28 protein-coding genes are annotated in these 25,654 nt (G+C 35.8%); 17 read left to right on the top strand and 11 right to left on the bottom strand.

Going from position 1 to position 25,654, the window contains the following annotated elements; all coding sequences use genetic code 11:
- The first annotated feature begins 51 nt into the window (after positions 1–51).
- Positions 52–357: a hypothetical protein gene (locus MKY76_RS06700; RefSeq protein WP_342557551.1), complete on the top strand. Its 306-nt coding sequence runs from the start codon at positions 52–54 to the stop codon at positions 355–357.
- A 4-nt stretch (positions 358–361) separates the two neighbouring features.
- On the opposite strand, the gene MKY76_RS06695 is transcribed toward MKY76_RS06700, so the two are convergent.
- The 5 genes from MKY76_RS06695 to MKY76_RS06675 all read right to left on the bottom strand — a co-directional run bounded on the left by MKY76_RS06695 (position 362) and on the right by MKY76_RS06675 (position 4,588).
- Entirely contained in the window at positions 362–1,873 is a 1,512-nt protein-coding gene (locus MKY76_RS06695; protein ID WP_342557550.1) for an ATP-binding protein, read from the bottom strand.
- On the bottom strand, positions 1,857–2,558 hold the full coding sequence (locus MKY76_RS06690) for a response regulator transcription factor (RefSeq protein WP_048391196.1): 702 nt from the start codon (positions 2,556–2,558) through the stop codon (positions 1,857–1,859). Before MKY76_RS06690 ends, MKY76_RS06695 begins: the two co-directional genes overlap by 17 nt.
- A gap of 53 nt (positions 2,559–2,611) precedes the next feature.
- Positions 2,612–3,199, bottom strand: a complete 588-nt coding sequence (locus MKY76_RS06685) for a DedA family protein (RefSeq protein WP_305193184.1) — start codon at positions 3,197–3,199, stop codon at positions 2,612–2,614.
- Complete coding sequence (locus tag MKY76_RS06680) at positions 3,199–3,771, bottom strand: rRNA adenine N-6-methyltransferase family protein (RefSeq protein ID WP_054550638.1); 573 nt, start codon at positions 3,769–3,771, stop codon at positions 3,199–3,201. The genes MKY76_RS06685 and MKY76_RS06680 overlap by 1 nt, the downstream gene beginning before the upstream one ends.
- Before the next feature lie 451 nt (positions 3,772–4,222).
- Positions 4,223–4,588 carry a hypothetical protein gene (locus MKY76_RS06675; protein ID WP_259949941.1) on the bottom strand — a complete coding sequence of 122 codons (366 nt, stop codon included), beginning with the start codon at positions 4,586–4,588 and terminating at the stop codon, positions 4,223–4,225.
- 285 nt (positions 4,589–4,873) lie between these two features.
- Here MKY76_RS06675 and MKY76_RS06670 point away from each other — a divergent pair, with 285 nt between their 5' ends.
- From MKY76_RS06670 to MKY76_RS06655, 4 genes are all read left to right on the top strand, one after another.
- Entirely contained in the window at positions 4,874–5,773 is a 900-nt protein-coding gene (locus MKY76_RS06670; protein ID WP_259949940.1) for a hypothetical protein, read from the top strand.
- 134 nt (positions 5,774–5,907) lie between these two features.
- The gene (locus MKY76_RS06665) at positions 5,908–6,543 is read left to right on the top strand and encodes a TetR/AcrR family transcriptional regulator (RefSeq protein WP_048391200.1); all 636 of its coding nucleotides are present in this window, start codon (positions 5,908–5,910) and stop codon (positions 6,541–6,543) included.
- 21 nt (positions 6,544–6,564) lie between these two features.
- Positions 6,565–7,446, top strand: coding sequence for an ABC transporter ATP-binding protein (locus MKY76_RS06660; RefSeq protein WP_233436359.1), 882 nt, complete (start codon positions 6,565–6,567; stop codon positions 7,444–7,446).
- Positions 7,447–7,448: 2 nt separating this feature from the next.
- Positions 7,449–8,246, top strand: a complete 798-nt coding sequence (locus MKY76_RS06655) for an ABC transporter permease subunit (RefSeq protein ID WP_342557549.1) — start codon at positions 7,449–7,451, stop codon at positions 8,244–8,246.
- Between the two features lie 40 nt (positions 8,247–8,286).
- On the opposite strand, the gene MKY76_RS06650 is transcribed toward MKY76_RS06655, so the two are convergent.
- Entirely contained in the window at positions 8,287–8,883 is a 597-nt protein-coding gene (locus MKY76_RS06650) for a TetR/AcrR family transcriptional regulator C-terminal domain-containing protein (protein WP_016993228.1), read from the bottom strand.
- 116 nt (positions 8,884–8,999) lie between these two features.
- Between MKY76_RS06650 and MKY76_RS06645 the strand changes: the two genes are divergently transcribed.
- From MKY76_RS06645 to MKY76_RS06620, 6 genes are all read left to right on the top strand, one after another.
- Complete coding sequence (locus tag MKY76_RS06645; RefSeq protein ID WP_112117601.1) at positions 9,000–9,728, top strand: ABC transporter ATP-binding protein; 729 nt, start codon at positions 9,000–9,002, stop codon at positions 9,726–9,728.
- Positions 9,725–10,741: an ABC transporter permease gene (locus MKY76_RS06640; protein ID WP_259949939.1), complete on the top strand. Its 1,017-nt coding sequence runs from the start codon at positions 9,725–9,727 to the stop codon at positions 10,739–10,741. Before MKY76_RS06645 ends, MKY76_RS06640 begins: the two co-directional genes overlap by 4 nt.
- A gap of 159 nt (positions 10,742–10,900) precedes the next feature.
- Positions 10,901–11,773: an ABC transporter ATP-binding protein gene (locus MKY76_RS06635; protein ID WP_342557548.1), complete on the top strand. Its 873-nt coding sequence runs from the start codon at positions 10,901–10,903 to the stop codon at positions 11,771–11,773.
- Positions 11,774–11,791: 18 nt separating this feature from the next.
- Positions 11,792–12,490, top strand: a complete 699-nt coding sequence (locus MKY76_RS06630) for an ABC transporter permease (protein WP_342557547.1) — start codon at positions 11,792–11,794, stop codon at positions 12,488–12,490.
- Positions 12,491–12,522: 32 nt separating this feature from the next.
- Positions 12,523–13,242, top strand: a complete 720-nt coding sequence (locus MKY76_RS06625; RefSeq protein ID WP_342557546.1) for a response regulator transcription factor — start codon at positions 12,523–12,525, stop codon at positions 13,240–13,242.
- A 9-nt stretch (positions 13,243–13,251) separates the two neighbouring features.
- Positions 13,252–14,694, top strand: coding sequence for a HAMP domain-containing sensor histidine kinase (locus tag MKY76_RS06620; protein WP_342557545.1), 1,443 nt, complete (start codon positions 13,252–13,254; stop codon positions 14,692–14,694).
- Between the two features lie 12 nt (positions 14,695–14,706).
- Here MKY76_RS06620 and MKY76_RS06615 read toward each other — a convergent pair whose 3' ends face one another.
- On the bottom strand, positions 14,707–15,465 hold the full coding sequence (locus tag MKY76_RS06615) for a DUF4184 family protein (RefSeq protein WP_342557544.1): 759 nt from the start codon (positions 15,463–15,465) through the stop codon (positions 14,707–14,709).
- Positions 15,466–15,624: 159 nt separating this feature from the next.
- Between MKY76_RS06615 and MKY76_RS06610 the strand changes: the two genes are divergently transcribed.
- Both MKY76_RS06610 and MKY76_RS06605 read left to right on the top strand, forming a co-directional pair.
- Positions 15,625–16,383, top strand: coding sequence for an ABC transporter ATP-binding protein (locus MKY76_RS06610; RefSeq protein ID WP_112117594.1), 759 nt, complete (start codon positions 15,625–15,627; stop codon positions 16,381–16,383).
- A gap of 3 nt (positions 16,384–16,386) precedes the next feature.
- On the top strand, positions 16,387–18,771 hold the full coding sequence (locus MKY76_RS06605) for an FtsX-like permease family protein (RefSeq protein WP_342557543.1): 2,385 nt from the start codon (positions 16,387–16,389) through the stop codon (positions 18,769–18,771).
- A gap of 39 nt (positions 18,772–18,810) precedes the next feature.
- Here MKY76_RS06605 and MKY76_RS06600 read toward each other — a convergent pair whose 3' ends face one another.
- On the bottom strand, positions 18,811–19,260 hold the full coding sequence (locus tag MKY76_RS06600; protein ID WP_269898849.1) for a DUF523 domain-containing protein: 450 nt from the start codon (positions 19,258–19,260) through the stop codon (positions 18,811–18,813).
- Between the two features lie 145 nt (positions 19,261–19,405).
- Here MKY76_RS06600 and MKY76_RS06595 point away from each other — a divergent pair, with 145 nt between their 5' ends.
- Positions 19,406–19,891, top strand: coding sequence for a GrpB family protein (locus tag MKY76_RS06595; protein ID WP_342557888.1), 486 nt, complete (start codon positions 19,406–19,408; stop codon positions 19,889–19,891).
- A gap of 19 nt (positions 19,892–19,910) precedes the next feature.
- Positions 19,911–20,396 (top strand): 8-oxo-dGTP diphosphatase, encoded by a 486-nt coding sequence (locus tag MKY76_RS06590; RefSeq protein WP_342557542.1) that lies wholly within the window; start codon positions 19,911–19,913, stop codon positions 20,394–20,396.
- Positions 20,397–20,444: 48 nt separating this feature from the next.
- On the opposite strand, the gene MKY76_RS06585 is transcribed toward MKY76_RS06590, so the two are convergent.
- From MKY76_RS06585 to MKY76_RS06575, 3 genes are all read right to left on the bottom strand, one after another.
- Positions 20,445–20,960 carry a DUF6886 family protein gene (locus MKY76_RS06585; RefSeq protein WP_257961725.1) on the bottom strand — a complete coding sequence of 172 codons (516 nt, stop codon included), beginning with the start codon at positions 20,958–20,960 and terminating at the stop codon, positions 20,445–20,447.
- A gap of 13 nt (positions 20,961–20,973) precedes the next feature.
- Positions 20,974–21,714: a class I SAM-dependent methyltransferase gene (locus tag MKY76_RS06580; protein WP_103117660.1), complete on the bottom strand. Its 741-nt coding sequence runs from the start codon at positions 21,712–21,714 to the stop codon at positions 20,974–20,976.
- A 185-nt stretch (positions 21,715–21,899) separates the two neighbouring features.
- Positions 21,900–23,084 (bottom strand): YbfB/YjiJ family MFS transporter, encoded by a 1,185-nt coding sequence (locus MKY76_RS06575; protein ID WP_048391235.1) that lies wholly within the window; start codon positions 23,082–23,084, stop codon positions 21,900–21,902.
- A gap of 117 nt (positions 23,085–23,201) precedes the next feature.
- Between MKY76_RS06575 and MKY76_RS06570 the strand changes: the two genes are divergently transcribed.
- Together MKY76_RS06570 and guaD are read left to right on the top strand one after the other, a co-directional pair.
- Complete coding sequence (locus MKY76_RS06570; RefSeq protein WP_115673501.1) at positions 23,202–24,092, top strand: LysR family transcriptional regulator; 891 nt, start codon at positions 23,202–23,204, stop codon at positions 24,090–24,092.
- Positions 24,093–24,286: 194 nt separating this feature from the next.
- Entirely contained in the window at positions 24,287–25,654 is a 1,368-nt protein-coding gene (guaD, locus tag MKY76_RS06565) for a guanine deaminase (RefSeq protein ID WP_112117588.1), read from the top strand.

The raw sequence follows: 25,654 nt of genomic DNA, 5'->3' as shown, positions 1-25,654 counted from the left end.
GACTGAATGCATTTCCATTAGGCTGTAATTAGACACTGAAGGGAGTTTTCTATGGATATTTTTATTGCTAGTAACCGCCAATTACCGATCCGCTACTATGGGCAGGAAGCAATTTGGATTCGACGTGGTGGCAGTATTAAGCTGCCAGATTTAACACTGCCATTTTTCGTTGAGGTAGAGATTAAAAATCAATGTAATTTACATATCATTGTAGATTATATTATGGACTTTCAACGACAATACAAGCATACTGAAATCCAATTATTAATCAGAAACACAGCTACCCTAGTAACCCTGCAAGACATGCTGTCACATCATACACAAACACAACATGCCATTACTATTCTTCCATTGTAGTCAGTTATGAAGCTGCTAACGGCAATGTGATAATAAAGTACAGTGTCTCGTTTTTGTATTTTGCGTGAATCGTTCCTCCGTGAAGCTCCACTATGCTTTTGGCAATCGCTAGTCCAAGCCCTGAGCCTTCGGTTACATTTGTTCTCGATTGATCTTTTTTATAAAATCTCTCAAATAAACTAGCAAGCTCCACCGATGTAAAGGTATCACTTTGATTCGCTACACAAATACGCACATGGTTTGCTTGTCCTTCAAGGGAAACCATAATTTTTCCTTCAGCAGTACTATAATTGATCGCATTGATGAGTAGATTATCAAAAACTCGTACAATCTTTTCCGAATCCAGCGCAGCAAAAATTCGATTCTCTGGAAAATGTTTTATAAAAATACGTTGTTTCTCCTCTGCTAACGGCACTAGTTCCTCCATTAGTTGTGAGAGCAGCTCATTTACACAAACTTGTTGTCGCATTAAAGTATTTTTATCATTCGTGAGCTTAGTATATTCAAATAAATCGTCTATTAAATTTTTTAATTGCTCGGATTTAGAAAAGGCTATTTTCAAATATTCGTCATATTGCTCTTTTGTCTCATACTTCTCTTCTCTTAATAAACGCAAATAACCCATGATTGAGGTAAGAGGTGTTCTAAGGTCATGTGAAACATTTGTAATAAGCTCGTTTTTTTGTTGCTCAATTTTCCTCTCCATCTCGATACTTGTCATAATTTCTTCTGCCATTTGATTAACATTATCCGTTAGTGAAGCAATTTCATCTTGGCCTTTTTTCTCAATACGAAAGGCTAAATTTCCTTTTGCGATTTCCATAACCCCCTCCGCTAATGCCTCAATTTGATTCATTTTGCGTTTTGTTATCGAGAAAAATGATACGATAAACAACATAACACCAATGAAAAAAGGTATGGGACCTTCATTCGTACTTGTGATGGCTTCTCCTTGTGGAAGCCCACTAACAAAGAAGTAATAATTTTTATCTTGTAAAGTTAGTGGCACTAATGTAGTAAACTCTTCACGAGAAGTTTCGATCATATGATAGGCATTTTCAAAAGGTTGATTCATTGTAAAGCCCATGATATGCCTTATTTCTTCATGCAAATCGATTTGTTGCTCTTTTACCTGCTTTGTTTTATATAAGATCTTACCTGCCTCATCTGTGACGACAATTTTGAATGCATTGTCCTCATTTTCTATTTTTCCATTTTCTTGATCGATCAATTCTCTTAATGCTTCAACACTATTTTCTTGGGTTGCCAATGCTGCTGTATCCTGTGCATGATAATACATCATCTTCATACTACCACTATAATCCACAATCACTGTCTCATTGTTATTCTCAAAAAATGGCACTACTGCACGTGCCACTAAAAAACTGCCAAGTGCACATAATAAAAACGTTGTAAATAGTTGAATACGAATGCTACGTTGAATATTATTTTTTATTTTCGCACCAATTTGCTTCAGAAACCTTGGGAACTTTAAAAGCCTAAAGAACTTTTTCAACTTTATACCCTACTCCCCATACGGTTTTAATATATTGTGGATTCCTTGGATTTGCCTCAATTCGCTCTCTAATTTTTCGAATATGTACCATTACAGTATTTTCCGATTGAAATGCTTCCTCTTTCCAAACTTTTTCATAGATTTGCTCTGCACTCATGACAATGCCAGGGTTACTAACAAGCAATTCCAAAATAGCAAACTCCCTAGGTGTCAGCTTTACTCTTTCATTGTTAACAAAAACTTCATGTGTCGCTGTATTGATACGTAAATCGCCAACTTCCAGCTCCTCTCTATTGCTGCTATGTAAGCCACTCATTTTCAGATAGCGACGGAGCTGTGATTTAATGCGGGCAATTAGCTCTAACGGATTAAAGGGCTTAGTCACATAATCATCAGCACCTATCGTTAAACCACTAATCTTATCCATATCTTGAGATTTGGCAGTTAGCATAATAATAGGCATTTCTGCTATTTCTCTTACCTTCATACACATTTCAATGCCATTTACTTTAGGCATCATTAAATCCAATACAATTAAATGTACTTTATGCTTTTTTACTAACTGTAAGCCCTCTTCTCCATCACATGCCTCTAACACATGAAACCCCTCATTTTTCAAATAAATGCCTATCAGATTTCTTATCTCTTTTTCATCATCTACAATTAAAATTGTTTCATTACTCATCTAATCCCACCATTAATCAAATATTTTCCATTCATAATGCTCCTCCATTTTAGCTATTTTTTTATTTTCCGTATATAAAAATAATAAATACAGCTAACAGTCACGATGAATAACCCAAAGTAAATACCATATTTCGTAGCAATCAAAGAAATATATTCAATTTGAGTGCCAAATAATAAACCTAGTGTAAAATAAATCAATGTCCAGACAAAGCCTGTTGTATAGGAAAATAAGGCATATGTTTTAAAAGACATATTATTCATTCCCACCAAGTAAGGGAGGATATGTCGAACAATTGGAATAAAGTAACTCAGGACTAATGCAAAGTGTCCATATTGATCTAACAATTCTTGTGATTTGGTTAAGTACTTTGCCTTTTTCTTTTTCACAAGTTTATCGAGTACACGATGACCAAATAGTTTTCCAAGTATAAATCCTAGAGAAAGCCCTGAAACAACGCCTAAATAAGTAAGTAAGAAAGATTTCCATATGACCAATTTTCCTAGCGACGATAGAAAACCACCACTCATGACAATCATTTCATCTGGTAGCGGCATGCCTATGATCCCTAGCCATAAACTAAAAAACAAAGCAAAATAGCCATATTGTTCAATAAATAATAAAAGATCCTTTAGCTCCATTAGCTAACCCTCGTATTTCCTAGCCTACAGCTCAATACATAGGCTGGTGGCATATTAATCCATACTTTCTCATGTGAAATATTCTGAAAATAGGTTTGAAAAAATGATTTTTTCACAAGTGAATATTGGAAAGTAATGAATTTTCCATTGTACAAACAATCCCTCACATTTCTTAAAATACAACACGATACTTCCGCCTTTAACGAAGTAAATGGCAGTCCAGAAATAACATAATCTATTTTTTCGATATTCAAATCTGTCAAATATTGCTTCAAATTTTCTGCTGAACCATGGATCACTACAACATTGGCTACATGAGCAAATTGCCTACGCAGTTTCTCACAAAAAATCGCATTATGTTCAATGAGAACAAGTAATGTAGCTGGCTTTTTTCTTTTCACAAGCTCCTTTGTAAAGGCCCCCATCCCAGGGCCAAGCTCTATAATGCATTGAGCCGTCTCAAAGCAAATAGGTTGCACCATTTTATGCGCTAATTTCTTAGAACTAGGTGATATAGCGCCTATTGTTTTTGGATGCTTTATAAATTCAGTAAGGAAGGTGATGAGCTGCATTTAGTTGTCTCCTCGCTTTGCTTTCATTATTGATGGTTTTAACTATAAAGAGACTTTCTTAAAGATTTGCAAGGAGAATTCTTAACTTTTTCTTAATAATTGACATTATTAGTTAGTAGATCAACACGATCTCATAGGGTAAAAACGAAAAAAGTCGCTCATTTTCATTCATGAGTGACTTAATTGCTTGATTTCTATATTCATCTTCATTTTTCTTTTTACACTCTTTATCCCTAAATGCTCATAAAATTCAATTTCATTGGTATTGAACTTACACAGTTAATTCTATAGATGTAGCCCCCTCCCCATTCTTTACCACGTTCAAGTAACTGTTTCCCCAAGATGATTGATCGCAATATAATCTTCATTTTTAGCTTTATCAATAGTAATGACCATATTTTCCTCTCTTCTTATAAAGGCATGGTCCTTTCTTATACGACTTATTGTAATTTTAATCTTTTACTCTATGTCTTATGATTCCAATATTAATCCCTCTTATAATTAATTGCCCAAAAACATAAAAGAATGAAACAAAGATAATGGCTATATCTCTTCCAAAAGGCTTAAACCAACTTCCATCATCATCTATAAAAAAATGGCCTAACATTAAAGACAAAGCAGTCATCAAAAAATTTAGGACAATGAACAAAGGTAGATGTTCATTTCTAGATACTATGCCAACTCCAATGATGGAAAAAAGAAATAATGGCAATAAGAAGCTAGCCTCTTGGTTTGAGAGGTGGCTATTATACTCGTAAAAATGAAATAAAAACGGAAATGGAAATAGCGACAACATACTTTGAATAAATCTTTTCATTTCAGCTACACCTCCACAAAAATATAATATGATTATTTAAGTGTAATTTTACACCAATTATATTCTTTTATCTATAAAAAATAAAATGTATAGGATGGTAATTCTTCTGTATTAACTTCCTCCTGAACATCAGTACAATTTCCCTTAAGATTCATAAAAGATTAAAAGGTACTTCGTTCTAATGACTATTTCCTACATAAAATAGGCATACAATTGCTGCCAATCGAATAGAAACCTATATAGGGAACATTTAGTCATGGGAAAAATAAAGTGGGGTGTGTAAGGATGCTTAAAGTAAATGATGCAAAAGAAATGGTACTTGAAATTGTGCAAGATGACCCATTGTTTGTGGCACTGCAACATACACCTTTAGAGGAAAACCTCTATAATGATGGGTATTTAGCAGAGATCGATGAATCGAAACACTATACAATTGCAGAAGTCGCGGGCTGGTTTAATATTACAGACGCCATGCTTCGCTACTATTTAAAACCGTTTGAACAGTATATTTTTGACAATGCTTCGCCCAATACAAATAGCAATATTCGTTTAAACCTACCTGCTATATTGAGATTGCGTATGATTTTATTATTGAAGGATGAGTATCGTGTAAGGGGGATTAAATTATTGCTAGGTATTGATGATAACGGTCAGTTGCTGAAACACCAAATTACCGCAACGACCATGGATTCTGAGGATTTATCACATAAAATCGATTTACTTGGAAACGTCCTACAGCAAATGATTCAAACAGGTCTTTTTCAGATTTTGCCGAATGAAGAGCAAGGGACGTTACAAGTTAACATTAATCAGGACTTTCTTGACAAAAACATTCAACGTCTTTCGACCGATTCTGTCCTTCAAGTGGAAGAAATTCAAAAAGAAACGTTGGAGCTAAAGCAGGAAAATGAGCATCTACAAAATCAAATTACCGAGCTGCAAGAAAATAGCGTGAAGGACATTGTCCAAAAGATTAGAGAGCGTCATATAGAAAATGAAATCGTTTCTACATTACGTACAGAAGCATTACAGCAATATTCCCAAAATCATAAAGTCGGTTTTTTCACCAAATTTTTTAAGTCCGCACAAATTGAAATGGACAAAGAGCAATTCGTTCTAAGCTATATTTCAAAGCATTTAGAAGAACGTTTAGAAATTGCATTGAACAATTATTATGATAAGTAAACTGAAGCAATGGAGAGCATGAGTGAGACTATTGGAAATGGTCACAATCATGTTCTTTTTTATTTTCCCAAACATTGACCACAGTAGTCAATTTCTATATAATGGCATAAAATATGACGGAAAGGAGTAAAAAATTGTATCAAGCTTTTATGAATTTAACCGAAGAAAAGCGCCAAGCAATTATTAATGCTGCCTTAAGGGAATTTTCGCTCAATAACTATGCTACCGCTTCAACAAACAAAATTGTGAGCAATGCCAATATATCAAAAGGCATTTTATATCACTATTTTGGTAGTAAAAAAAATTTATATCTTTTCTTATATGACTATACAACTACTAAATTCTCCGAGGCACTTAATCGCCAAATTGATTTAGCAGAGCCTGATATTTTTAAGCGTTATGAACAGATCATGAAAATTAAAGTTGATCTCATGAAGCAATATCATGCGCTGTTTGATTTTTTGAAAAAGGCCTATGCTGAAACAAGCTCTGAGGTACGAGATGAACTAAATCATTACAATGCCGCTTTTCAAAAAAATGCTTATGTAACTGCATTCGAAGGAATTGATACGAGTTTATTCCGAGAAAATTTGGATATAAAAAAGGCAATTGATACTATTCAATGGGTAACAGATGGTATCAGTCATCGTTATGAGGAAAGATTAAAAGCGCATGTAGATAATCAAGAGCTCTTTAATGAATTAATCGAGCAATGCATGGAAGAGGCTAGTGAATACTTTCTATTTTTGAAAACATTATTGTATCAATAAAATGGGGTGAGTGACGTGTCCATGATTGAAGTAAACCATTTAACTAAAAAGTTTGGCGATTTTTATAGTATACAAAATGTTCATCTACAAATTCCAAAGGGTGAAGTGTTCGGTTTTTTAGGACCAAATGGGGCAGGAAAATCCACAACTATACGCCATTTAATGGGTTTTTTACAGCCAACTGAGGGCTCTTGTTTCATTAACGGTTTAAATTGTCGGGAGGCATCTGCAACCATTCAACAAGTTGTTGGCTATTTACCTGGAGAAATTGCGTTTATTGATAAAATGACGGGTAAGCAATTTATTCACTTTATTGCTAAGTTAAGAGGGATGAATGATTACACCCATGCCGAGGAATTAATGCATTTCTTTGAATTAGATGCTTCTGGGCTCATAAAAAAAATGTCGAAAGGTATGAAGCAGAAGGTTGGTTTAGTTTGTGCCTTCATGCATCATCCCGAAATTGTCATTCTAGATGAACCTACTAGTGGTTTAGACCCGCTCATGCAAACCAAATTTATTGAATTCATTTTAGCTGAAAAAGACAAAGGAACGACCATTTTCATGTCCTCTCATATGATTGAAGAAGTAGAGAAAACTTGTGATCGTGTAGCGATTATTAATGCAGGTAAAATCGTGGCGACTGAAACCATTACAGATTTAAAGAAACGTAAATCTAAAAAATACATGCTTGAGTTTCAAGATGAGCAAGAGCTCACTCGCTTCCTTGATGAGGAATATGTACTTGAACGTATCTCTTCTACAAAAGTTATGATTACTATAATGGGAGACCTTCAAGCATTTCTCCATACGCTATCTAACTATAAAATTATAGACTTAGACGTTATTTCCCAGTCACTAGAAGATATTTTTATGCATTATTACGAAAGTGGAGGTGCTTAATCATGAATTTTACCTTATTCAAGCATGAGTTATTTGCCTCTCTTAAACTATTCACCATTATTATCGGTGTACTAATGCTATATATTGTCAGTGTAATTTATATGTATAACCCAGAAATGACGGATACACTAAAAAAATTAACAGAAACTATGCCTGAGATGATGGCAGCCTTTGGTATGACCAGCATTGGCGATACCTTGATAGAATTTCTCTCCACCTATTTATATGGATTTTTATTAATGATTCTTCCTTTGGTATTTTCTATCATGTTAGCCAATAAGCTCATCATGGGCTATATTGATAATGGTTCGATGGCATACTTAATCGCTACACCGAATACACGTTTTAAAATTGTCTTTACACAAGCACTATTTTTGATCATCAGCCTTTTTACACTCCTTGCTGTTACTACGATGGTCATGATTGTCTTTGCAGAAATATTATTCCCTAATGAGCTGGACATAACGGCCCTACTGCTGTTAAATTTTGGGCTATTTTTATTGCACTTTGCCATTAGTGGATTCTGTTTTCTTATGTCTTGCAGCACGAAAGATTTAAGAACATCCTATGCCTATAGTGCTGGCATTCCCATTGCCTTTTATCTGATTGAGGCACTGAGCAATATGGGTGGTTCACTAGACAAATTACAATACATTACAATCTATTCATTGTTCGATTCAGTTCAATTAATCCAACAAAATAGCTCTTGCTGGTGGATGCTAGGTACACTTTTCCTCATTGGCTTGCTTTGCTATAGTCTAGCAATTCGTTTTTTTGTAAAACGAGATTTACATCTCTAAATTTCTAGCCGCTACAGATCCAGTGCTGTAGCGGTTTTCATTAAATAGTACCTACTACATTTCCTAAAAAACGTATTAATCGAAAATGTAGAGCGACCATTTCTTCTACCGTTAAGTTCTCGTTCCCCTTGTCCAACCACTCCTGAATGACCCCCAAAATGGCAGATGCTATAAAGGCTTGTAAGTATTGTTGAAACTCTGGATCTTGTGCTTCCTTGCGTATAAGCGATAATCTGTCCAAAATATGACTCCCAAAGATCATTTTCACCTTTTGTGTAAAGCTAGGGCTCCCCTGCTCTCCTAATAACATACGAAAAGCTGGTGCATGCTCTTTTATACACGTTATCACCTTGATAAATGGCTGATAAAGTTGCCCCATTTTTAACGTTTGAAAAGCATCCAACGGCTGAACATGTTTGACATAGCGCTCTAACTCCTTTAATAGCTCTTGCTGCAAATCCTCCATCACATCATATTTATCTGAATAATGTAAATAAAACGTGCCACGATTAATTTCAGCTACTAACGCTAAATTCTTTACAGTCACACGCTCAAAGCCTACCTCCTCTACTTGTTGGATAAAAGCATTTTTAATGGCTTGCTTCGTTTCAAAATTCATTTTTTCATGTACAGACACATATTTCCCTCCATTTACTTAACACTTGCTGGCAAACTGTTGATTGTATTTGCTCACATGCTACCGTAAAATTTTTATCAAATCAACATTGTGTTCAGTGAAGGAGTGAGGACCATATGGGCAACCAGGCAATCTCTATTAAGTCTCTCGAAAAACGATTTCAACATAAGCAAGTTATTGCCCCCCTTTCTTTGGATGTTCCTAAGGGACAGTTAATGGGCTTACTCGGTCCGTCAGGCTGTGGTAAAACAACACTAATCAAAATGATTATGGGCATGCTGAAACCTGATAGTGGTACTATTCAAGTATTAGATTTGAATGTTCCTCATAAACAATTATTAAATGACATTGGCTATATGGCACAATCAGATGCACTTTATACAGATTTAACGGGGGAAGAAAATCTACATTTTTTTGCAAAGCTTTATTCACTATCTAAAGCGGAACGAATAGAAAGAGTAGCCTATGCGGCAAGCCTCGTTCGTTTAACAGATGACTTACGACAAAAAGTAGAAAATTATTCGGGGGGAATGAAACGTCGATTATCTCTTGCTATTGCCCTTATTCAAAATCCTAAACTACTCATTTTGGATGAACCAACGGTGGGGATAGATCCTGTCTTAAAAAAGGAAATTTGGCAAGAACTGATTCGTTTAAAAGATCAAGAACAAAAAACCATTTTAGTGACGACGCATGCGATGGATGAAGCGGAAAGATGTGATCAATTGGCCATGCTGAGAAGTGGACATATTATTGCACAGGGTACCCCTCAAGAGTTAAAAGAACAATATCAAGCAAAAGACTTTGATGAGGTGTTTGTAAAAGCTGGAGGTGACGTTCAATGAGAATAGGTGCTATCATCACAAGAATCATCCAACAAATGAAAAGAGATAGACGGACACTTGCTTTATTATTTTTAGCCCCACTTCTTGTCTTGTCCTTAATGTATTTTATTTTCAATAGTAATGAGGCTTCCGTCACACTTGTGGTCTCTAATGCGCCCGCCCCATTGATCGACAAATTAAAAGAGACTGATTTTACCATTATCGTGGACAATGATTTTTCAAAAAAACAGCTACAAGATAAAGAGTATAATGGTTGGCTAGCAGTAGAGCAAAATGTTAGTAAGTTAACTTTATTAAATGATGATCCTTCTCTGGCAAAGGCTTTAATGATGCAACTTGCTCAAATCTTACAGCCTACACAAGCCTCTATAGGCAGTATGAAAACGGACTATGTTTATGGTGATCAGGATACGGCTATTTTTGATATATTTAGTCCTATGCTCATTGGCTTCTTTGTTTTTTTCTTTGTTTTTTTAATTACGGGCATTGCCTTATTAAAGGAGCGTACTTCTGGAACATTGGAGCGTTTACTAGCGACACCGATTAAACGTTCAGAAATTGTAGCAGGCTATATGGTTGGCTATGGTTTATTTGCGTTCCTGCAAACAATTATTATCGTCCTGTTTGGTATTTATGTGCTCGATATTGTCCATGTAGGCTCCATCTGGCTTGTCCTACTCATCAATATGATGGTTGCTCTTGTCTCGTTATCCTTAGGTGCGTTGCTATCTAGCTTTGCCGCTTCAGAATTTCAAATGATGCAATTTATTCCGCTTGTTATTGTTCCTCAAGTGTTCTTTTCGGGTATTTTCCCGCTGGATAGTATGGCGGAATGGCTTCAAAACATTGGGCGTATCATGCCTCTATACTATGCTGCGGACGCATTGAATGGTGTGATGTATAAAGGTTATTCACTTTCTGATATTATAGTGAATCTCAGCATTCTTGCTTGTTTTGCCATTGTTTTCATTACGTTAAATATTATCAGTTTAAAAAAATATCGTTCGTTGTAATCAATCCTTAAAAGTTCTGCTATTTAAAAAGCAGAGCTTTTTTATGTAACTGAAATAACTAAAAACAGGAAATATAACCAATTTAATTGAAGTGAATGGTCGATTTTCATTATAATTATTTTATGGAGAAGAATTATCCAAAAATAAAGGTGTGTGAAGATGACTACTATTTTGGAAGTACAAAACATCTGTAAACAATACAATGGGAAAAAAATTTTAGAGAATGTATCGTTTTCAATTGCGTCCAATCAAATCATTGCTCTAGTGGGGAAAAATGGTTCTGGAAAAAGCACTTTACTCAAGATTATTGCAGCATTCATTAAACCCGACAGTGGTTCTATTGTGAAGCATAAAACGTCTTTAAAAGTTGGCTATGTACCAGAAACAACTCCTTCTCATATTTTATTTACGCCTCAAGAATATCTTTATCACATGGGCTGTATACGAGGTATGGCTAAAAAGCAGCTTTTGCAGAAGATAGAAGAATTACTTGAGATGTTTCAACTAAAAGAGGAAAAAAATACAAGGATTGTCCATTTCTCTAAAGGGATGAAGCAAAAGGTGATGATTATGCAGGCGATGCTAGAAGAAACTGATCTACTGATAATGGATGAACCATTGTCAGGACTTGATGCCAAGGCACAAAATGATTTCGAACAAATCTTAGCTAGAGTAAGAAGTAAAGGTCTCAGTATCCTCTTAACCTGTCATGAAACCAAATTACTCGAAAAGCTTGTAGACTCCGTTTTACTTATTCAAGAGAATACGATCATTCAGATAAAGGAATTCGATCGTAATCCAACTCATCGATTAATTTTTGAGATTGCTAGCCTGTCATTACTCGATGAAATCATACCTTCTATTGAGATTCAACAAAAACAACTTTTAGTGAATGGACATTATGAAATCGTGACGATTGTTCCAGCAAAGGATTCAGATGAAATTTTACTGAAATTATTACAACACAATGCTTCAATTAAATATTTAGCTACTGTCCACCACAAAAAAGAACAATTCTCTTCTCATTTTTGAAAGGAGGAATCAAAAACGATGAGCAGTTTAGTACGTTATCAATTGATAAATTATTTAAGAACCTATCAATACGTTCCACCTTTTACAATCTTCATTCTATGTCTTATCGTTAATTATACTTTTGTGCCTAATCCAATATTAGATAGTTATTCATTTACATCTCTTGTGCTCTTTTTTTTAATGGGCTGGTTTACTGTTACATTATTTCATGCTGAAGATGAAGGACAAAAAATGATTACTACCCTTCATACGAGAAAAACAATAGACTACAATTTAGGGATATTCATCATTTGTGGGCTGCTTGCCTTTAGCCTAAGCTGTGTTTCTGTCATCTATCCAATTCTAATAGAGGCATTTTTTGAGAAGCCCAAGCTATTACATATTTTCCTAGGTTTCTTGTCTCATTTTAGTTTATCGTTACTTGCCATTGCACTCACTGCTTTATTTACTAGGGAACTCGTGAAAAATAGGCGAAATACGTGGTGGGGTGTAATAGGCATCCTTATTATTTCTGTCGTGATCGCTACTTTAAAAGATTCTATTCTAACTGGACTTCTTTGGTTACTTCCTCCTCTTCATCTTTCATTAGAAATGATGAGTGTGGGCGATCAAATTGAAGTTATACCCAACGTTTTTTATTGGCAATACACATGGATTATAATTTATGCATTCCTTATCATTGTTTTGTTTTTTTTCCTAGTCAACCGAAGAAAATGATTTAGACATCTTACTAAGGAGAGATAGTATGTATGAGCAACGGGAACATCAAAGTACTAATTGTTGAAGACGAAAATGATATAGCTAATATTATAAGGGACTACTTAAGTGTTAATCAGTTCGATTCACATATTGTTCGAACAGGTCATGAAGCAATCCATTATTTGCAAGAATCTAAACCTGATTTCATTATCCTTGATCTTTCTCTACCCGATTGTGATGGCATTGAAATATGTCGTAAAATCCGTGAAAATAGCAATGTTGCCATTCTTATTTTAAGTGCTCGAGGAAGTGATACAGATAAAGTACTGGGATTAGGTTTTGGAGCGGATGATTATATGACAAAACCGTTCTCTCTAAGTGAACTTGTCGCAAGAATTAACGCTCATTTACGAAAACAGGATAGATGGCTTCAGCATAATGGACGGCATATGGGAGGAGATGTCATTCACATAGATAATATGGTCATAAATAAACAGGAATATATTTTTTTACGTGATAGCAAGCCAATACCACTGTCAGCAAAAGAGTTTGAACTGCTATTTTTCCTAGCTAAAAATAGAAATCAAGTTTTCTCTAAAGGTCAGTTACTTGATGCCGTTTGGGGTTATGAGACCTATGGAGATGAAAATACAATTACAGTTTATATTAGAAGGCTTCGAGAAAAAATTGAAGTCAGCCCTTCTCATCCTATTTATCTTCAAACGGTTTGGGGAGTGGGTTATAAATTCAGTACACCCAATCACTCATAGGAGAATCAAATGTACCTAAAAAATTGGATGAATAAGTGGTTATGGACCCTATTAATCTGTGTTGTATTATTGTTTATCGTTGTCCTTTCACTATACTTTGCAACAGAGACTTCTCAAGAAGAATCACAAGATAAATATGTTATTAATCAAATTCGTTTATCAGTAAATCCATTATTATTGTACATAGAAGATCATTTTCCAAATTTCGCATTAGATTCAGCTGTACGTAGCACGCTACAACAAATGAGTGATGACAAGAATATTGATATTACAGTAGTTCAACTAGATGGAACAGTAAGTTACACTTCAATTAAGAATGATGTTTCAACTACTATTCATATTAAACATGATATACATTATGATTTATTTACCTCACAACAAGAGCCTGGAAAGATTAATATAGCCTTTCCGATTATGAATGGAGAAAGTAATGAACAGATAGGTAATGCTATTTTTTCCCTGAACAAAGACATTCTCTTTCCTTTAAAACAGACTAATTCCAACTCGACTCTTTTATTAGTCTTTATTGGCTTCTTGAGCCTTTTGATCATTTGCCTTGCCCTATTCATAGTAAGGAAAGTTCATAAAGATATTTTAAAGCCTTTAGATGAGCTAAAGGACAACACAGAGGAAATTGTAAAAGGAAATTACGAACAAATTACCATCCACTCGAAAATGGATGAGATTGGTGAATTGTATGCAGTATTTGATCAAATGCGATTAGAGATTAAACAGTTAGCCATCCAGCACAATGAACAAGAGCAAACTCAAAAGAAGCTCATTTCTAATATATCTCATGAAGTGAGAACTCCCATAACCACAATCAAAGCATATTTAGACGCTATTTCAGAGGGTATTTGTCGAGATGAAGATTCACTTATGGCCTATATTCAAATCATGCAGTCTAATACGGATAAGATGTCGAGGCTAGTTGATGATTTATTTATTCATACCTTAAAGGAGCTTGGTCATATCCCGATCCATTTAAAAGAACAATATAGCCAAGACGTTCTTACAAACATTCTGAAACCAATTCAATATTATGTCCAAACAACAAATATTCATTTTATAAGACCTACTAGTATTCCTAATGTCCTTATTCTAGTAGATGCTGATCGACTAGAGCAGGTGATCTCCAACCTTATTACCAATGCGTTAAAACATTCTTCTCATGAAGATACAATCACCATTACTACCTATATTGAAAATCAATCACTCTATATCCAAGTAATAGATACTGGTAATGGAATGCTTCCCGAAGATATGCCTTTTATTTTTGAACGTTACTTTAGAGGTCGGCAGCCTGGAAGTGAATCAGTCATTAAAAATGAAGGAGCAGGACTTGGCCTATCCATTTGTCAGCATATTATGGAAGCGCACCATGGGTCCATTTCATTTCATAGTAAGCCTAATGAAGGCACTACCTTTACACTTATACTCCCCATCTCGTAAAAGACTCCCGTTTTAGGAAGTCTTTTTTTCTTTCAACGTTCTTTTCTTATATGCTAAAAAGAAAGAAAGGGTAAGTATACTACCAAAAAATGAATCGATAATACGGACAACCCATATTCCATAACTTCTTAAAGGAATGCCGTTAATAAGCTGCCATAGACATACATATCCGAGCGTTAAAACAGCTAGTAAACTCCAAAAGATGAGTTTTTTCCGTGGCGATATAGCTGGTATTTTTTTATCTTTGCTTAAAGTTGCTCTGTAATATACATATCCAAAGATTAACACAATGCCAAACAAGGTACTCCCGTGTTGTAGAAATTTATAAATTGGTATTTGATAGCCAAAGAAAGTATATGTTTGAGTAAGAACTCGAAGTTTTGTCACCATAAGCCCATTTTGATGTGTAAATGAATCCCATATGACATGTGTTAACATGCCCAGCAATGCAGAGTAGCCAAAAACAAATACTTTCCATATGTTATTTCCTGCAATTGGATGGCTTTCTGTAGCTTGTAAAAACTCTGGTAAATGGCTCATGATTGGCTGTTGGATAAACCGTTGATAAATCAAATAGATGAAAAGAACGAGTGGCAGATTGAATAAAAAGAACCCTACAAAGGTATGACCAATCTCCCCTATCGGCCGACCTCTTAAAAAATATTCAAAATCTGGAGCCATACTTCCTAAAACTAATGCAGAAAAATGAATATATTTACTTTTTCGAGAAAAAGGTAAGACTGCCGCTGGATGAGCAAATGTTAAGGGCATATCTCAAACCTCCTTATTTATTACATCTATTAAATCGCATATTATAACGTTTACTATTAAGAAAGGTTACTCTGTCTGTAAGAATTTATTAATAATTTCATAAGGACTTACTAATAATTACATATTACACTAAAGAAAATGAGTTAAGGAGGCCTTATCATGGAAAAAGAGATACTGATTCGAGCCCAAAATTTATGTAAAACCTATTCAACCGGCAGCGAACAATTCCATGCTATTAAGAATATGAATGTCGACATTTATAAAGGGGATTTCACCGTTATTATGGGGAATTCTGGTTCTGGTAAATCAACGCTTCTTTATCTTTTAAGTGGGCTTGATGCCCTTACAGCAGGAGAGGTTTATTTTCAGGGAGAAAAACTTGATACCTTTTCTGAACGAAAGTTAGCTACTTTGCGTTCACAGAAGGTTGGCTATATCTATCAAAGTAGCAATCTCATTCCAGATATGACACTACTAGAGAATATTGCTCTTCCTGGATACATCGCGAAAAAAAATAAAAAAGAAGTCATACAAAAAGCGGAGCAACTACTAAGTTTAATGGGACTTGAAAAACAACGAAATCGATTACCCTCTCAAACATCAGGTGGACAGCAACAAAGAGCTGCCATTGCTAGAGCGTTGGTCAACAATCCTGAAGTGTTATTTGCAGATGAACCTACTGGTAGTTTAAATTTTGATCAAGGTGTAGCAGTATTAGATACCTTAACGAATTTAAATAGAAATGGGCAATCCATTGTCATGATTACACATGATATGAAGGCAGCTTGTCGTGCGAATCGCCTAATCATCATTCAGGATGGAAAAATAGATGGGATCTTAAACTTTGAAAAATATGATCATACCAACATACAAGAACGGGAACACATTATCTTTTCTTATGTTGCTGGGAAGGAGTAAAAAATGTACGCGATTATAACCCTTTGCTCTTCCTATATAAGAAAACGGAAAATACAAAATGGACTGATGGTTGTCCTTATTTTTTTATCAACACTTTTACTGGCGACTTCTGTCACTATACTGACCAATACAAACAATATTTTTGAAAAAGCCCATCATGATTCAAATGGTGCCCATCAAATTTTAACAATGGGTAACAATATTCATAACCCGATTGCTGTAAACGAATGGTGGCAGGAGCAACCGGGCGTGACTACTTCTAGTCTCATACCCTATAGAAATTTATCTAGATTTACCTTCAATGGGAAAGAAATATCCAATATCTATTTATTTATGATGAATACGCCAAATACACCGTTTATGATTGATCAATTACTACTTTCTGAGGGTGAAAAGCAACTCTCTCCTCCTAAGGGTACCATTTGGATTCCCACATCATTGGCATCAAGCGCTACCATTTCGCTCGGTGATGCAATTGAATTTCATACAGGTGAGAGCACGTTTAATTTAACAGTGTCAGGTATTGTGGTTGATATGCCATACGGAGGCCCTTTTACAACAAATGCTCGTATCTGGATGAACAATACTGATTATCAACAGCATTTAGCAACCATGACAGGTTCTGATCAGTACATGATGGCATTACGCTTTAATGACTATCAGCAAAACACCAATTATTGGGGTGATTTTGAAAAGTATCTGCAGGGACCTTATCTTGAATCTAAAATGGAATATGAAGAAATAGCTTCTTTTTATTTGATCATTAATAAAATTATTGGCTTTATTATGATCGCCTTTGGTATAGCTATGCTTTTGGTTTCCTTGTTTGTTATTGGTTTTAGCATTTCCGATGCCATTTTAACGAATTACAGAACAATAGGCGTTATAAAATCATTGGGTCTTTCTTCTCGAGAGATAAGTATCACTTACGTATTACAATTCGGATTGTTATCTGCTGTCGCGATTATACCTGGCATCATCATTAGTAAATTCCTTTCCAGAATAATTATAGAAAGCTCCTTATCTTATATGAAGGCAGGAAATCATTTAACCATACATCAAGATACTCTATTTAACATAGTGATTGCTCTCATCTTATTTGGCATCGTCCTACTCACTGCCTATTTCTACTCACACAAGGCGCGAAATGTAGAGCCTGTTCAAGCCATCAAATATGGGATGTCAGAAAATGCAAATAGTAAAATGAATCAGCGCAGAAACAGCTCGAATAGATTATTTAGATTAAGCAGTCTACCGATTCAACTTCAAATTGGTCTTAAAAGTATCACAAAAAACATAAAAAGTTCCATTCTTGTTATTGCACTTACTTCCATTACGTCTGCCATACTAGTCTTTAGTGTAGTCATATTAAATAGCTTTATTTCCATTAAAGAAACATCTCCTTTATGGGGATATGATGCCTCACATGTAGTAGTAACTGTATCTAATAAAGAAACCTTTACAAAACAACAATTTGAAGATTTTTTAATGGCTGATGAACGGGTTAAAGATTATGCATGGCTTGATCAATTCACAGGCATACTCCCTAATGACAGCCATCCCCCATTAAATATTAATGTCAATGTGATTGAGGGTAGCTTTGATGCCGCTGGCTATGTGACAATGTCTGGCCGTAATCCAATCAGTAAGAACGAAATCGCGATTGGACTCAATGTCGCTCGCGCTTTAAATAAAAATATAGGCGATATTGTAGAAGTTTATCTTGAGGGGAAACCGCATTTTCTTATTGTGACCGGAATCTATCAATCGATAGCAAATATGTCAAATTCAGCAAGGATTACAGCAGAGGTTATTAAAGTTTATAATACTACCTATACTACTTCAGAGGTAAGTATGATTAATCTTTTAGATGAAACAGTCGCTACGCCATTCGTTGAGGATTTAAATACGCACTTTAAAAGTTCTGTATCAGCTGTCACACAACAGCTATTATTAGATGCCGTCTTTAAAGAAGTCGTGGCCGTTTTAGTCATTCCCCTTTCAATTGTTGGTATTTTATTTATCATCGTAACCTGCATCATTATTTTTAGTGTATCACGAATTAATGTTAGAAAAGAAAGTAGCACGTATGGCATTTATAAATCGATTGGAATGACCTCTACAAATATTAGATGGTCGATTACAATAGGTATTTTAATTCTATCCATAATGGGTGCATTAGCAGGAATCTTTATCGGGATAAAATTAATTCCACTTGCACTTCAGTCGATTATTTTAGATTATGGCTTACTCGAACTACCGCTTGTTATAAACTGGCCGACAAGTATCGGTATAAGCTTTGTAAGTGTAATAGCTGCCATTTTTGGCGGCTGGATTTCGACCAAAATAATTGCTAAAACGTCGCCTCGCATATTAATTGTTGAATAAATAAATTTGGCCCCTACTAGTTTAGGGGCCTCTCTTTAATCATTCAAAAAAATTCTCTTCAGATAGCACGACAATATTGTTTCTTCGAAGCAATGCCGTAGTTACTCCTTCGCCAGCTAATTTTGTTCCATTAAACGCACCGTTATAAATCTTTGCACTGCCACAGGATGGGCTATATTCCTTTAAAATGACATGAGTTGCCCCTACCTCAAGTGCTTTTTGTAAAGTTGCATAGGCTCCCTTCAGATATAAATCTGTGACATCTCGTCCAGAACTTTCAACCACTGTCGCGTTGCCATCAAGTACATCTTGTCCATTGCCACCTACAATTTCAGCCGGTTCGCGGGGCGTTGAAAAGCCTCCCATCAGCTCTGGGCAAACCGTGACAGCTTTATTTTCTAACACAAGCTTTTGTATTTTTTCATCTATACTGTTTGTGCCATTATAACGAACATTTAAACCTGCTAAGCAAGCACTTATTAAAATCATCGTTTTCTCACTCCCTCTACTATCTTTATTCCACTATAACACGCATGCTACAATAATTTTATGAAGACCAAGGGAGGAGATAAAATGCCTGATCCTATTTTGATTTTACCTTATACAGATTTAATGGGCTAAGGAATTTCATAGCATAGGCTGTCAATTACGGGAGGCCTTAGGAAACATAGCGCTGAGAATTGATCATATTGGCTCAACTGCTGTAACAGGGCTAGCAGCAAAGCCTGTAATTGATATACAAATATCCGTCACATCGTTTACACCATTGGCAGCATTTAAAGCTTCATTAGAATCTCTAGGTTTTAGTTATCGAGCAGAAAATCCAGACAAGTCTAAACGCTATTTTCGAGAGGCTCCAGGAGATAGACGTGTACATATTCATGTTCGACAGGCTGGTAGTTGGGCAGAGCAGCTAGCCTTATTATTTCGAGATTTTTTGCGCCGTCATCCAGATTACTGTCGTCGCTATGAGCAGGTAAAATATGAATTGGCTAAGAAATACCAATATAATCGTCAACTTTATACAAAATCTAAAGAATCGATCATATGGGAAATTTTAAAACAAGCAAATCATTGGAGTCAGCAGACTGGCTGGTCTCCTGCCAATTCAGATAACTAAAGAAAAGGGAGGAACAAACTTGGCTGAATTTACAATTTGTTTTCTGAAGAAAGGTGATTATATCCTTTTATTGAATAGAGAAAAGCCTCAGTGGATGGGCGCATGGAATGGTGTTGGTGGCAAAATTGAACAGGATGAAACACCATTAGCTGGTGCCTTACGAGAAATTAAAGAAGAAACAGGCATTACGGTTGAGGATATTACCTATAAGGGTAAGATTACCTGGACAGATGGCGTTGTTAACTATGGCTGTATGTATGCGTTTATAGCGGAACTACCTGAATCTTTTCCATATGTAACACCGATAAAGGTTGCTGAGGGCATTCTTGATTGGAAGGAGCTTACTTGGATTTTACACCCTGAAAATGTAGGTATTGCGGACTTAAAATATTATTTACCTAAGATGCTCAATGAAACAACTAACTATGATTATATTTTTACATATCAAGACAAGAAATTAGTCAATATCTCTTCAGCACCAATTGAACAAACATCGACTGTCTAATAATAAATAAGCCTCGTCCATGCAATAGGTGCATAACGAGGCTTGTTTTTAGAATCTTGGTTGTGCAAAGCGCATTCTGCATATTGACCAATTTAAGCTTGTATTTTGGATGTCATCATGTATTTCCCATAAGCTATCCACGATTCGCAATTCAACATTGCGCTCCAATAATGCTTTAGCTATATCATTGATCTCTGAGACATGGATGGGCATTTGTGTTATTTCACTCGTATAATAGCCCGCAATATCATCCTGTAAAGTGAATCCATTACTATCAAACTCATATAGGTAAAGACTTGTAGTTTTCAATACTTCTAACCACTTGTTTTCTATGACTACTACATGTGAAGCTTGATGTAGATATTGCTGTCTGTCCTGCTCTGTTGTTTGATCCCCTGCATGAAAGCAGACACGCGGACAATCTCTTGGCGTTAAATAGTTTGGCAGGCATCTTTCGTTGATTGCCCATACTAGCCCTTTTTTGGCATCTAAATCTGGTCGCTCAGGCAGTCGAGGATGAAAAATCATAATAGTAGGGTCTTCACTGACATGAAATAAACGCATGGGTACTTCTCCTTTATTTCTTTAATTTAAAAACAATAAAATCTGCACAATGCAAATCTTCCGCAAATTGAGGGTACTTCTTTAGCATGTCTTGTGATGGCTTTGGCTCTACAATAGTCTCAATAGTAAATCCAGCTTGCCTAATTGCTTGCACATAGCTTGTTAATGTTCGGTGGTATAGAACTATTGGTGGGTCAGCATCTAGCTGGTGATACTCCCCTTCATAAAAATAACGTTGGACTTTCCAATACTGTTGATCTAGCTGCTCATGTCTCATCCATCCACTATTTGGTGTCACAAAGCATGGATGTAAAATCGAAAAAATAAAAGTGCGATTAGGTTTTAATAATCGAAACATCTCACATAGAGCAGCCTGATAATCCTCTAAATCTTGGAGAACCATATTTGAAACAATACCATCAAATTGTTCATCTGCTAAAAAGGATAAATTTTCACAATTCCCGTGTAAAAATTGAATAGCTTCCTGCTGTGGTGTTCTTTCCATAGCAATGTCTAGCATTTTTTGTGAAAAATCAACAGCTGTTACTCTTGCACCCTTCTTTACCAGTAATCTGCTTAAATAGCCTTCTCCACATCCTGCATCTAATAGATGGTTTCCATCTACCTCACCTAGCAAAGAAAAGATAGTGGGATTTAACAATACGACACGATGAATATCCCCCTGCTCATCGTAGTTTGCTGTATACCTTTCCGCATATCGATTCCAGCGTTGAATAGCTTGTTCTGTGTTCATTTACAGTCCCCATTTCAAAGTAAAATCGTAACGTTACGTCCTGTGTGCACTTGTCTATTTTTCCATATAAAGAAAAAAATATATAGACTTTTATTTTATTTTTTAATATCATGTAGATAGAGGCACGGCTTCTTTAAGTAAATGATAAAGCCAGAAATCCTATTTGGATTTCTGGCTTTTATGCGTTATATAGAAATTGTATGTTCAGCAACAGCTTCTTTTTTTACAGTTAGCCATCTACCAATTACCATAACGAGCAATGCAAGAAACACTATGACACCAGCAAATATAAGTGCTGCTTTATAGCTACTATAAACTTCGACCAGTTTTCCTGCGATAATCGGTCCGATAATTTGTCCAAAAGCATAAAAGGTTGTTAATAAAGAAACAACGAATCCGCTCTTTGTCGGGAATAGCTGTCGTGCATAGGAAGTAGTTAGCGTGACAATTCCTACAAAGGTTAGACCGAATAAAAAAGATGCTAGTAAAACGCTCCATACCGTTTGTGCAAAAACAGGTAACAGGATACCAACCACTTGCAGTATGTATGCCACAAACAAAATTTTTATAGCTGAAAACTTCTCTAATAAGACCGTCCAAACAGGAGCTGATGGAATAGCCGCGAGCCCCACAATGACCCAGCTATAGGAAGAGTAAGCTTGAAGAGAAGGAATATTATGAATAATATCGACTAAAAAAGTACCTGTAATAATATAGCCTAACCCCTCTAAACCATAGGATAAAATCAGCCATGGCATAAAACCCTTTGTCATTTTTGTATCAAGAGATTTCGTAACTTTTGTGCTGTCCTGCACCACTAAACTTCTCCATAAATAAGAGGTAATAAATAAAAAAATCGCTGATAAAATTCCTAAGCCTAACCATGCACCCTGCCAAGCAAATCTTGCTTCTATAGCAGGTACACATAAACCTGAAATAGCAATCCCTAAGCCTATACCACTAAATACATAGCCAGACCATCGTGATAATGAATGCTTCGCCAAGTAATCCATAATAATACTCGATGTTAACACAAAAATAAGGCCCCCTGTAATGCCCGCAATTAAACGCAGAACTAGCCAAACACTATACACTTCTATTAAGCCCATTAATATAACAGATAGGACATTGGTAACAACACTTGCCATTAAAACATTTTTACGTTGACGATAAATGAACCCTGCCCATAATGCGCCAATGAAATAACCAATATAATTGCTTGAAGCTAAAAAACCAGCCACTTCCAATGAAAACCCTACATCATGACGCATAAAGGGTAGAATCGGTGTGAAGGCAAATCGACTAATCCCCATAGCAACAACTAATAATAAAATTCCTCCAAAGACAATTCCTACATGTTGTCGATTCATGATGAACCCCCCTCTCATATATTCTACTGTAATTAAAAGGATACAGAGCGCAAATTAATAAATCTAATATATAATGTATATAAAAGCATAAAAAAAATTTATGAAAGGTGTAACGACATGAATTTACATGCTCTACGTTTATTTACAAAGGTGGCTGAACTCAATAGTGTTTCCAAAGCGGCACAGACACTTATGATTAGTCAGCCTGCTGTAACCATTCAAATTCGAAATTTAGAGAAAGAACTAGGCTTGACACTGCTAGAAGCCAAAGGTAGGGGCATTTCGCTAACACAAAATGGTACTTTTTTATACAAACAGGCACAGCGCTTATTTGATCTAGAAACTGATATCGAAAATAAAGTTGAACAGCTTAAAAATACGGGCAATGAAGAACTGCAAATTGCCTCCACGCATGTTCCCTCCCATTTTTTACTACCTAAATGGTTAGCTCAATTTAAACAAGTTTATCCAGCAACACATATTCATTTAAAGACCGCCAATTCCCAGCAAGTGATTGAGGATTTACTCCATTATAAAGCTGATTTAGCTTTTATCGTCAAAGAAGATGGACATCATGCTGATATTAATTATCAATTTCTAATGAATTTGGATTATTGGTTTATTGTGCCGCACAATCATCATCTGGCAGGTCAAACAGTATCGCTTGCAGAACTTATGCAGCAGCCCTTCGTCACAAGGGAGGATGGTAGTTCCACAAAAGAATACTTAAATGCTCTATGTAAAGTGCATAAAATCCCTCCACCGAAAGTAGGTTTACAACTAGACGGGATTAATGAATCCATACATGCCATTGCGGCAGGTTTTGGTACAATGCTAGCACCATCCATAGCAGCTTCTAGCTTTATTCTACAGCAGCAAGTTGCCCGCGTTTTTATTAAGGACATTGATATCCAACGACCGATTTACCTTTGTACAAGAAAAAATGAATTGCATCACTCCACATCCTTTAATAATTTTCTTCACATCATCAATGAATCGATCATATAGAAAGAAGGCACTCTCAAATAGGTGCCTTCTTTTGTTATCTATCAACGCTTGTAAAAGCTGTAAAAATGTAGTTAAAAAGGTGCATGCATTTCTTTAGTCATTATATTAATATTCGTTTTTTTGTAGACTTAATAGTTTTTATAGCCTATAATAATCCGTGTTATTACCAATAAACGAACATTAAGGTGGTTTTTATGTCTGAATATACGCATATTTTCAAAGGAACAGCTTTTACTAGTAAATCTGCTACTGACGTTCACATTTTAAAGGATTATTTATTTTTCATTAATGCTGACGGTATGATTGTTAAAACTATCGCTCCCGAACAACCTGATTACCAACAACTATTAATTACATATCAAAATCAAAATAACTTCCATGCATTAGCTGAAGGCCAATATTTCCTACCGGGATTTGTCGATTTGCATGTACATGCACCTCAATGGGCACAATCTGGGACAGCTTTAGACATTCCTCTTTACGATTGGTTAAACACATATACTTTCCCTATCGAATCAAAATTCTCCGATTTAGTATTTGCTCAAGAAGTTTATGAGGATTTAGTAAGCACACTACTTGCCAATGGTACAACTACATCATTATATTTTGCGACGGTTCATAAGGAGGCCAGTGTACTTTTAGCGAAAATCTGTGCTGAAAAGGGACAGCGAGGATTAGTCGGAAAAGTGGTCATGGACGATCCTGAACAGAATCCTGATTTTTATCGAGATGAAAACACAAAAACCGCATTAGAGGATACGGAAGAATTTATTTTAGCTGTAAAAAATTTAGCCAAAACGACTAAACAGGGTGTTTACCCCGTTGTCACTCCTCGCTTTATTCCAAGCTGTACAGACGGTGCCTTAAAGGGCTTAGGTGAATTAGCTGCGAAATATGATACACATATCCAATCACACTGTAGTGAAAGTGACTGGGAGCACAGCTACGTCAAAGAACGATTCAACAAAAATGATGCCGTCGCCTTACATAATTTTGGTTTGTTAGGTGAAAAATCTGTCATGGCTCATTGTAATTTCTTAAGCGATGAGGATGCCAGATTATTTGCTGAAACTGGCACTGCCATAGGTCATTGTCCAATCTCTAATGCCTATTTTGCTAACAGCGTGATTCCAATCGCCCGCTTTCATGCAATGGGCGTTGATATTGGACTAGGTTCAGATGTTTCAGGCGGATTTTCTCCAAGTCTTTTTGATAATGCAAGACAAGCTGTTATGTCATCGAGAATGCTAGAGGATGGTGTAGATACAACCATTTCCGCCGAAAAGCGTGGTGTCCCAAATTCACGCATTACAATAAATGAGGCCTTCTATCTAGCGACAGCTGGTGGTGGAGAAAGCTTAAGTCTTCCAATTGGCCGTTTACAGGAAAACTATACATGGGATGTACAAATTATCGATACAAAAATTCCTACTGCTAGGCTTCCGATTTTTGATCCAAATGAAGATTTACACGATATATTCCAAAAAATCATGTATCTTGTACGCCCAGAAAATATCCGCGAGGTATGGGTGCAAGGAAATAAAGTTCATAGGAGAGGCTAA

The organism is Lysinibacillus sp. FSL P4-0201 (assembly GCF_038593425.1).
Taxonomy (GTDB): Bacteria; Bacillota; Bacilli; order Bacillales_A; family Planococcaceae; genus Lysinibacillus; species Lysinibacillus capsici.
This window is presented reverse-complemented; position numbering and strand designations above follow the sequence as displayed.

What these genes read in the sequence shown, in the direction of transcription:
- MKY76_RS06600 (WP_269898849.1), bottom strand. Translation starts at nt 19,260, where the DNA reads ATGATTTTAATAAGTGCTTGCTTAGCAGGTTTAAATGTTCGTTATAAT.
- MKY76_RS06630 (WP_342557547.1), top strand. Translation starts at nt 11,792, where the DNA reads ATGAGCAGTTTAGTACGTTATCAATTGATAAATTATTTAAGAACCTAT.
- MKY76_RS06635 (WP_342557548.1), top strand. Translation starts at nt 10,901, where the DNA reads ATGACTACTATTTTGGAAGTACAAAACATCTGTAAACAATACAATGGG.
- MKY76_RS06700 (WP_342557551.1), top strand. Translation starts at nt 52, where the DNA reads ATGGATATTTTTATTGCTAGTAACCGCCAATTACCGATCCGCTACTAT.
- MKY76_RS06625 (WP_342557546.1), top strand. Translation starts at nt 12,523, where the DNA reads ATGAGCAACGGGAACATCAAAGTACTAATTGTTGAAGACGAAAATGAT.
- MKY76_RS06680 (WP_054550638.1), bottom strand. Translation starts at nt 3,771, where the DNA reads ATGCAGCTCATCACCTTCCTTACTGAATTTATAAAGCATCCAAAAACA.
- MKY76_RS06620 (WP_342557545.1), top strand. Translation starts at nt 13,252, where the DNA reads ATGTACCTAAAAAATTGGATGAATAAGTGGTTATGGACCCTATTAATC.
- MKY76_RS06660 (WP_233436359.1), top strand. Translation starts at nt 6,565, where the DNA reads ATGATTGAAGTAAACCATTTAACTAAAAAGTTTGGCGATTTTTATAGT.
- MKY76_RS06610 (WP_112117594.1), top strand. Translation starts at nt 15,625, where the DNA reads ATGGAAAAAGAGATACTGATTCGAGCCCAAAATTTATGTAAAACCTAT.
- MKY76_RS06615 (WP_342557544.1), bottom strand. Translation starts at nt 15,465, where the DNA reads ATGCCCTTAACATTTGCTCATCCAGCGGCAGTCTTACCTTTTTCTCGA.
- MKY76_RS06570 (WP_115673501.1), top strand. Translation starts at nt 23,202, where the DNA reads ATGAATTTACATGCTCTACGTTTATTTACAAAGGTGGCTGAACTCAAT.
- MKY76_RS06605 (WP_342557543.1), top strand. Translation starts at nt 16,387, where the DNA reads ATGTACGCGATTATAACCCTTTGCTCTTCCTATATAAGAAAACGGAAA.
- MKY76_RS06685 (WP_305193184.1), bottom strand. Translation starts at nt 3,199, where the DNA reads ATGGAGCTAAAGGATCTTTTATTATTTATTGAACAATATGGCTATTTT.
- MKY76_RS06675 (WP_259949941.1), bottom strand. Translation starts at nt 4,588, where the DNA reads ATGAAAAGATTTATTCAAAGTATGTTGTCGCTATTTCCATTTCCGTTT.
- MKY76_RS06640 (WP_259949939.1), top strand. Translation starts at nt 9,725, where the DNA reads ATGAGAATAGGTGCTATCATCACAAGAATCATCCAACAAATGAAAAGA.
- MKY76_RS06580 (WP_103117660.1), bottom strand. Translation starts at nt 21,714, where the DNA reads ATGAACACAGAACAAGCTATTCAACGCTGGAATCGATATGCGGAAAGG.
- MKY76_RS06690 (WP_048391196.1), bottom strand. Translation starts at nt 2,558, where the DNA reads ATGAGTAATGAAACAATTTTAATTGTAGATGATGAAAAAGAGATAAGA.
- MKY76_RS06575 (WP_048391235.1), bottom strand. Translation starts at nt 23,084, where the DNA reads ATGAATCGACAACATGTAGGAATTGTCTTTGGAGGAATTTTATTATTA.
- guaD (WP_112117588.1), top strand. Translation starts at nt 24,287, where the DNA reads ATGTCTGAATATACGCATATTTTCAAAGGAACAGCTTTTACTAGTAAA.
- MKY76_RS06670 (WP_259949940.1), top strand. Translation starts at nt 4,874, where the DNA reads ATGCTTAAAGTAAATGATGCAAAAGAAATGGTACTTGAAATTGTGCAA.
- MKY76_RS06655 (WP_342557549.1), top strand. Translation starts at nt 7,449, where the DNA reads ATGAATTTTACCTTATTCAAGCATGAGTTATTTGCCTCTCTTAAACTA.
- MKY76_RS06645 (WP_112117601.1), top strand. Translation starts at nt 9,000, where the DNA reads ATGGGCAACCAGGCAATCTCTATTAAGTCTCTCGAAAAACGATTTCAA.
- MKY76_RS06585 (WP_257961725.1), bottom strand. Translation starts at nt 20,960, where the DNA reads ATGCGTTTATTTCATGTCAGTGAAGACCCTACTATTATGATTTTTCAT.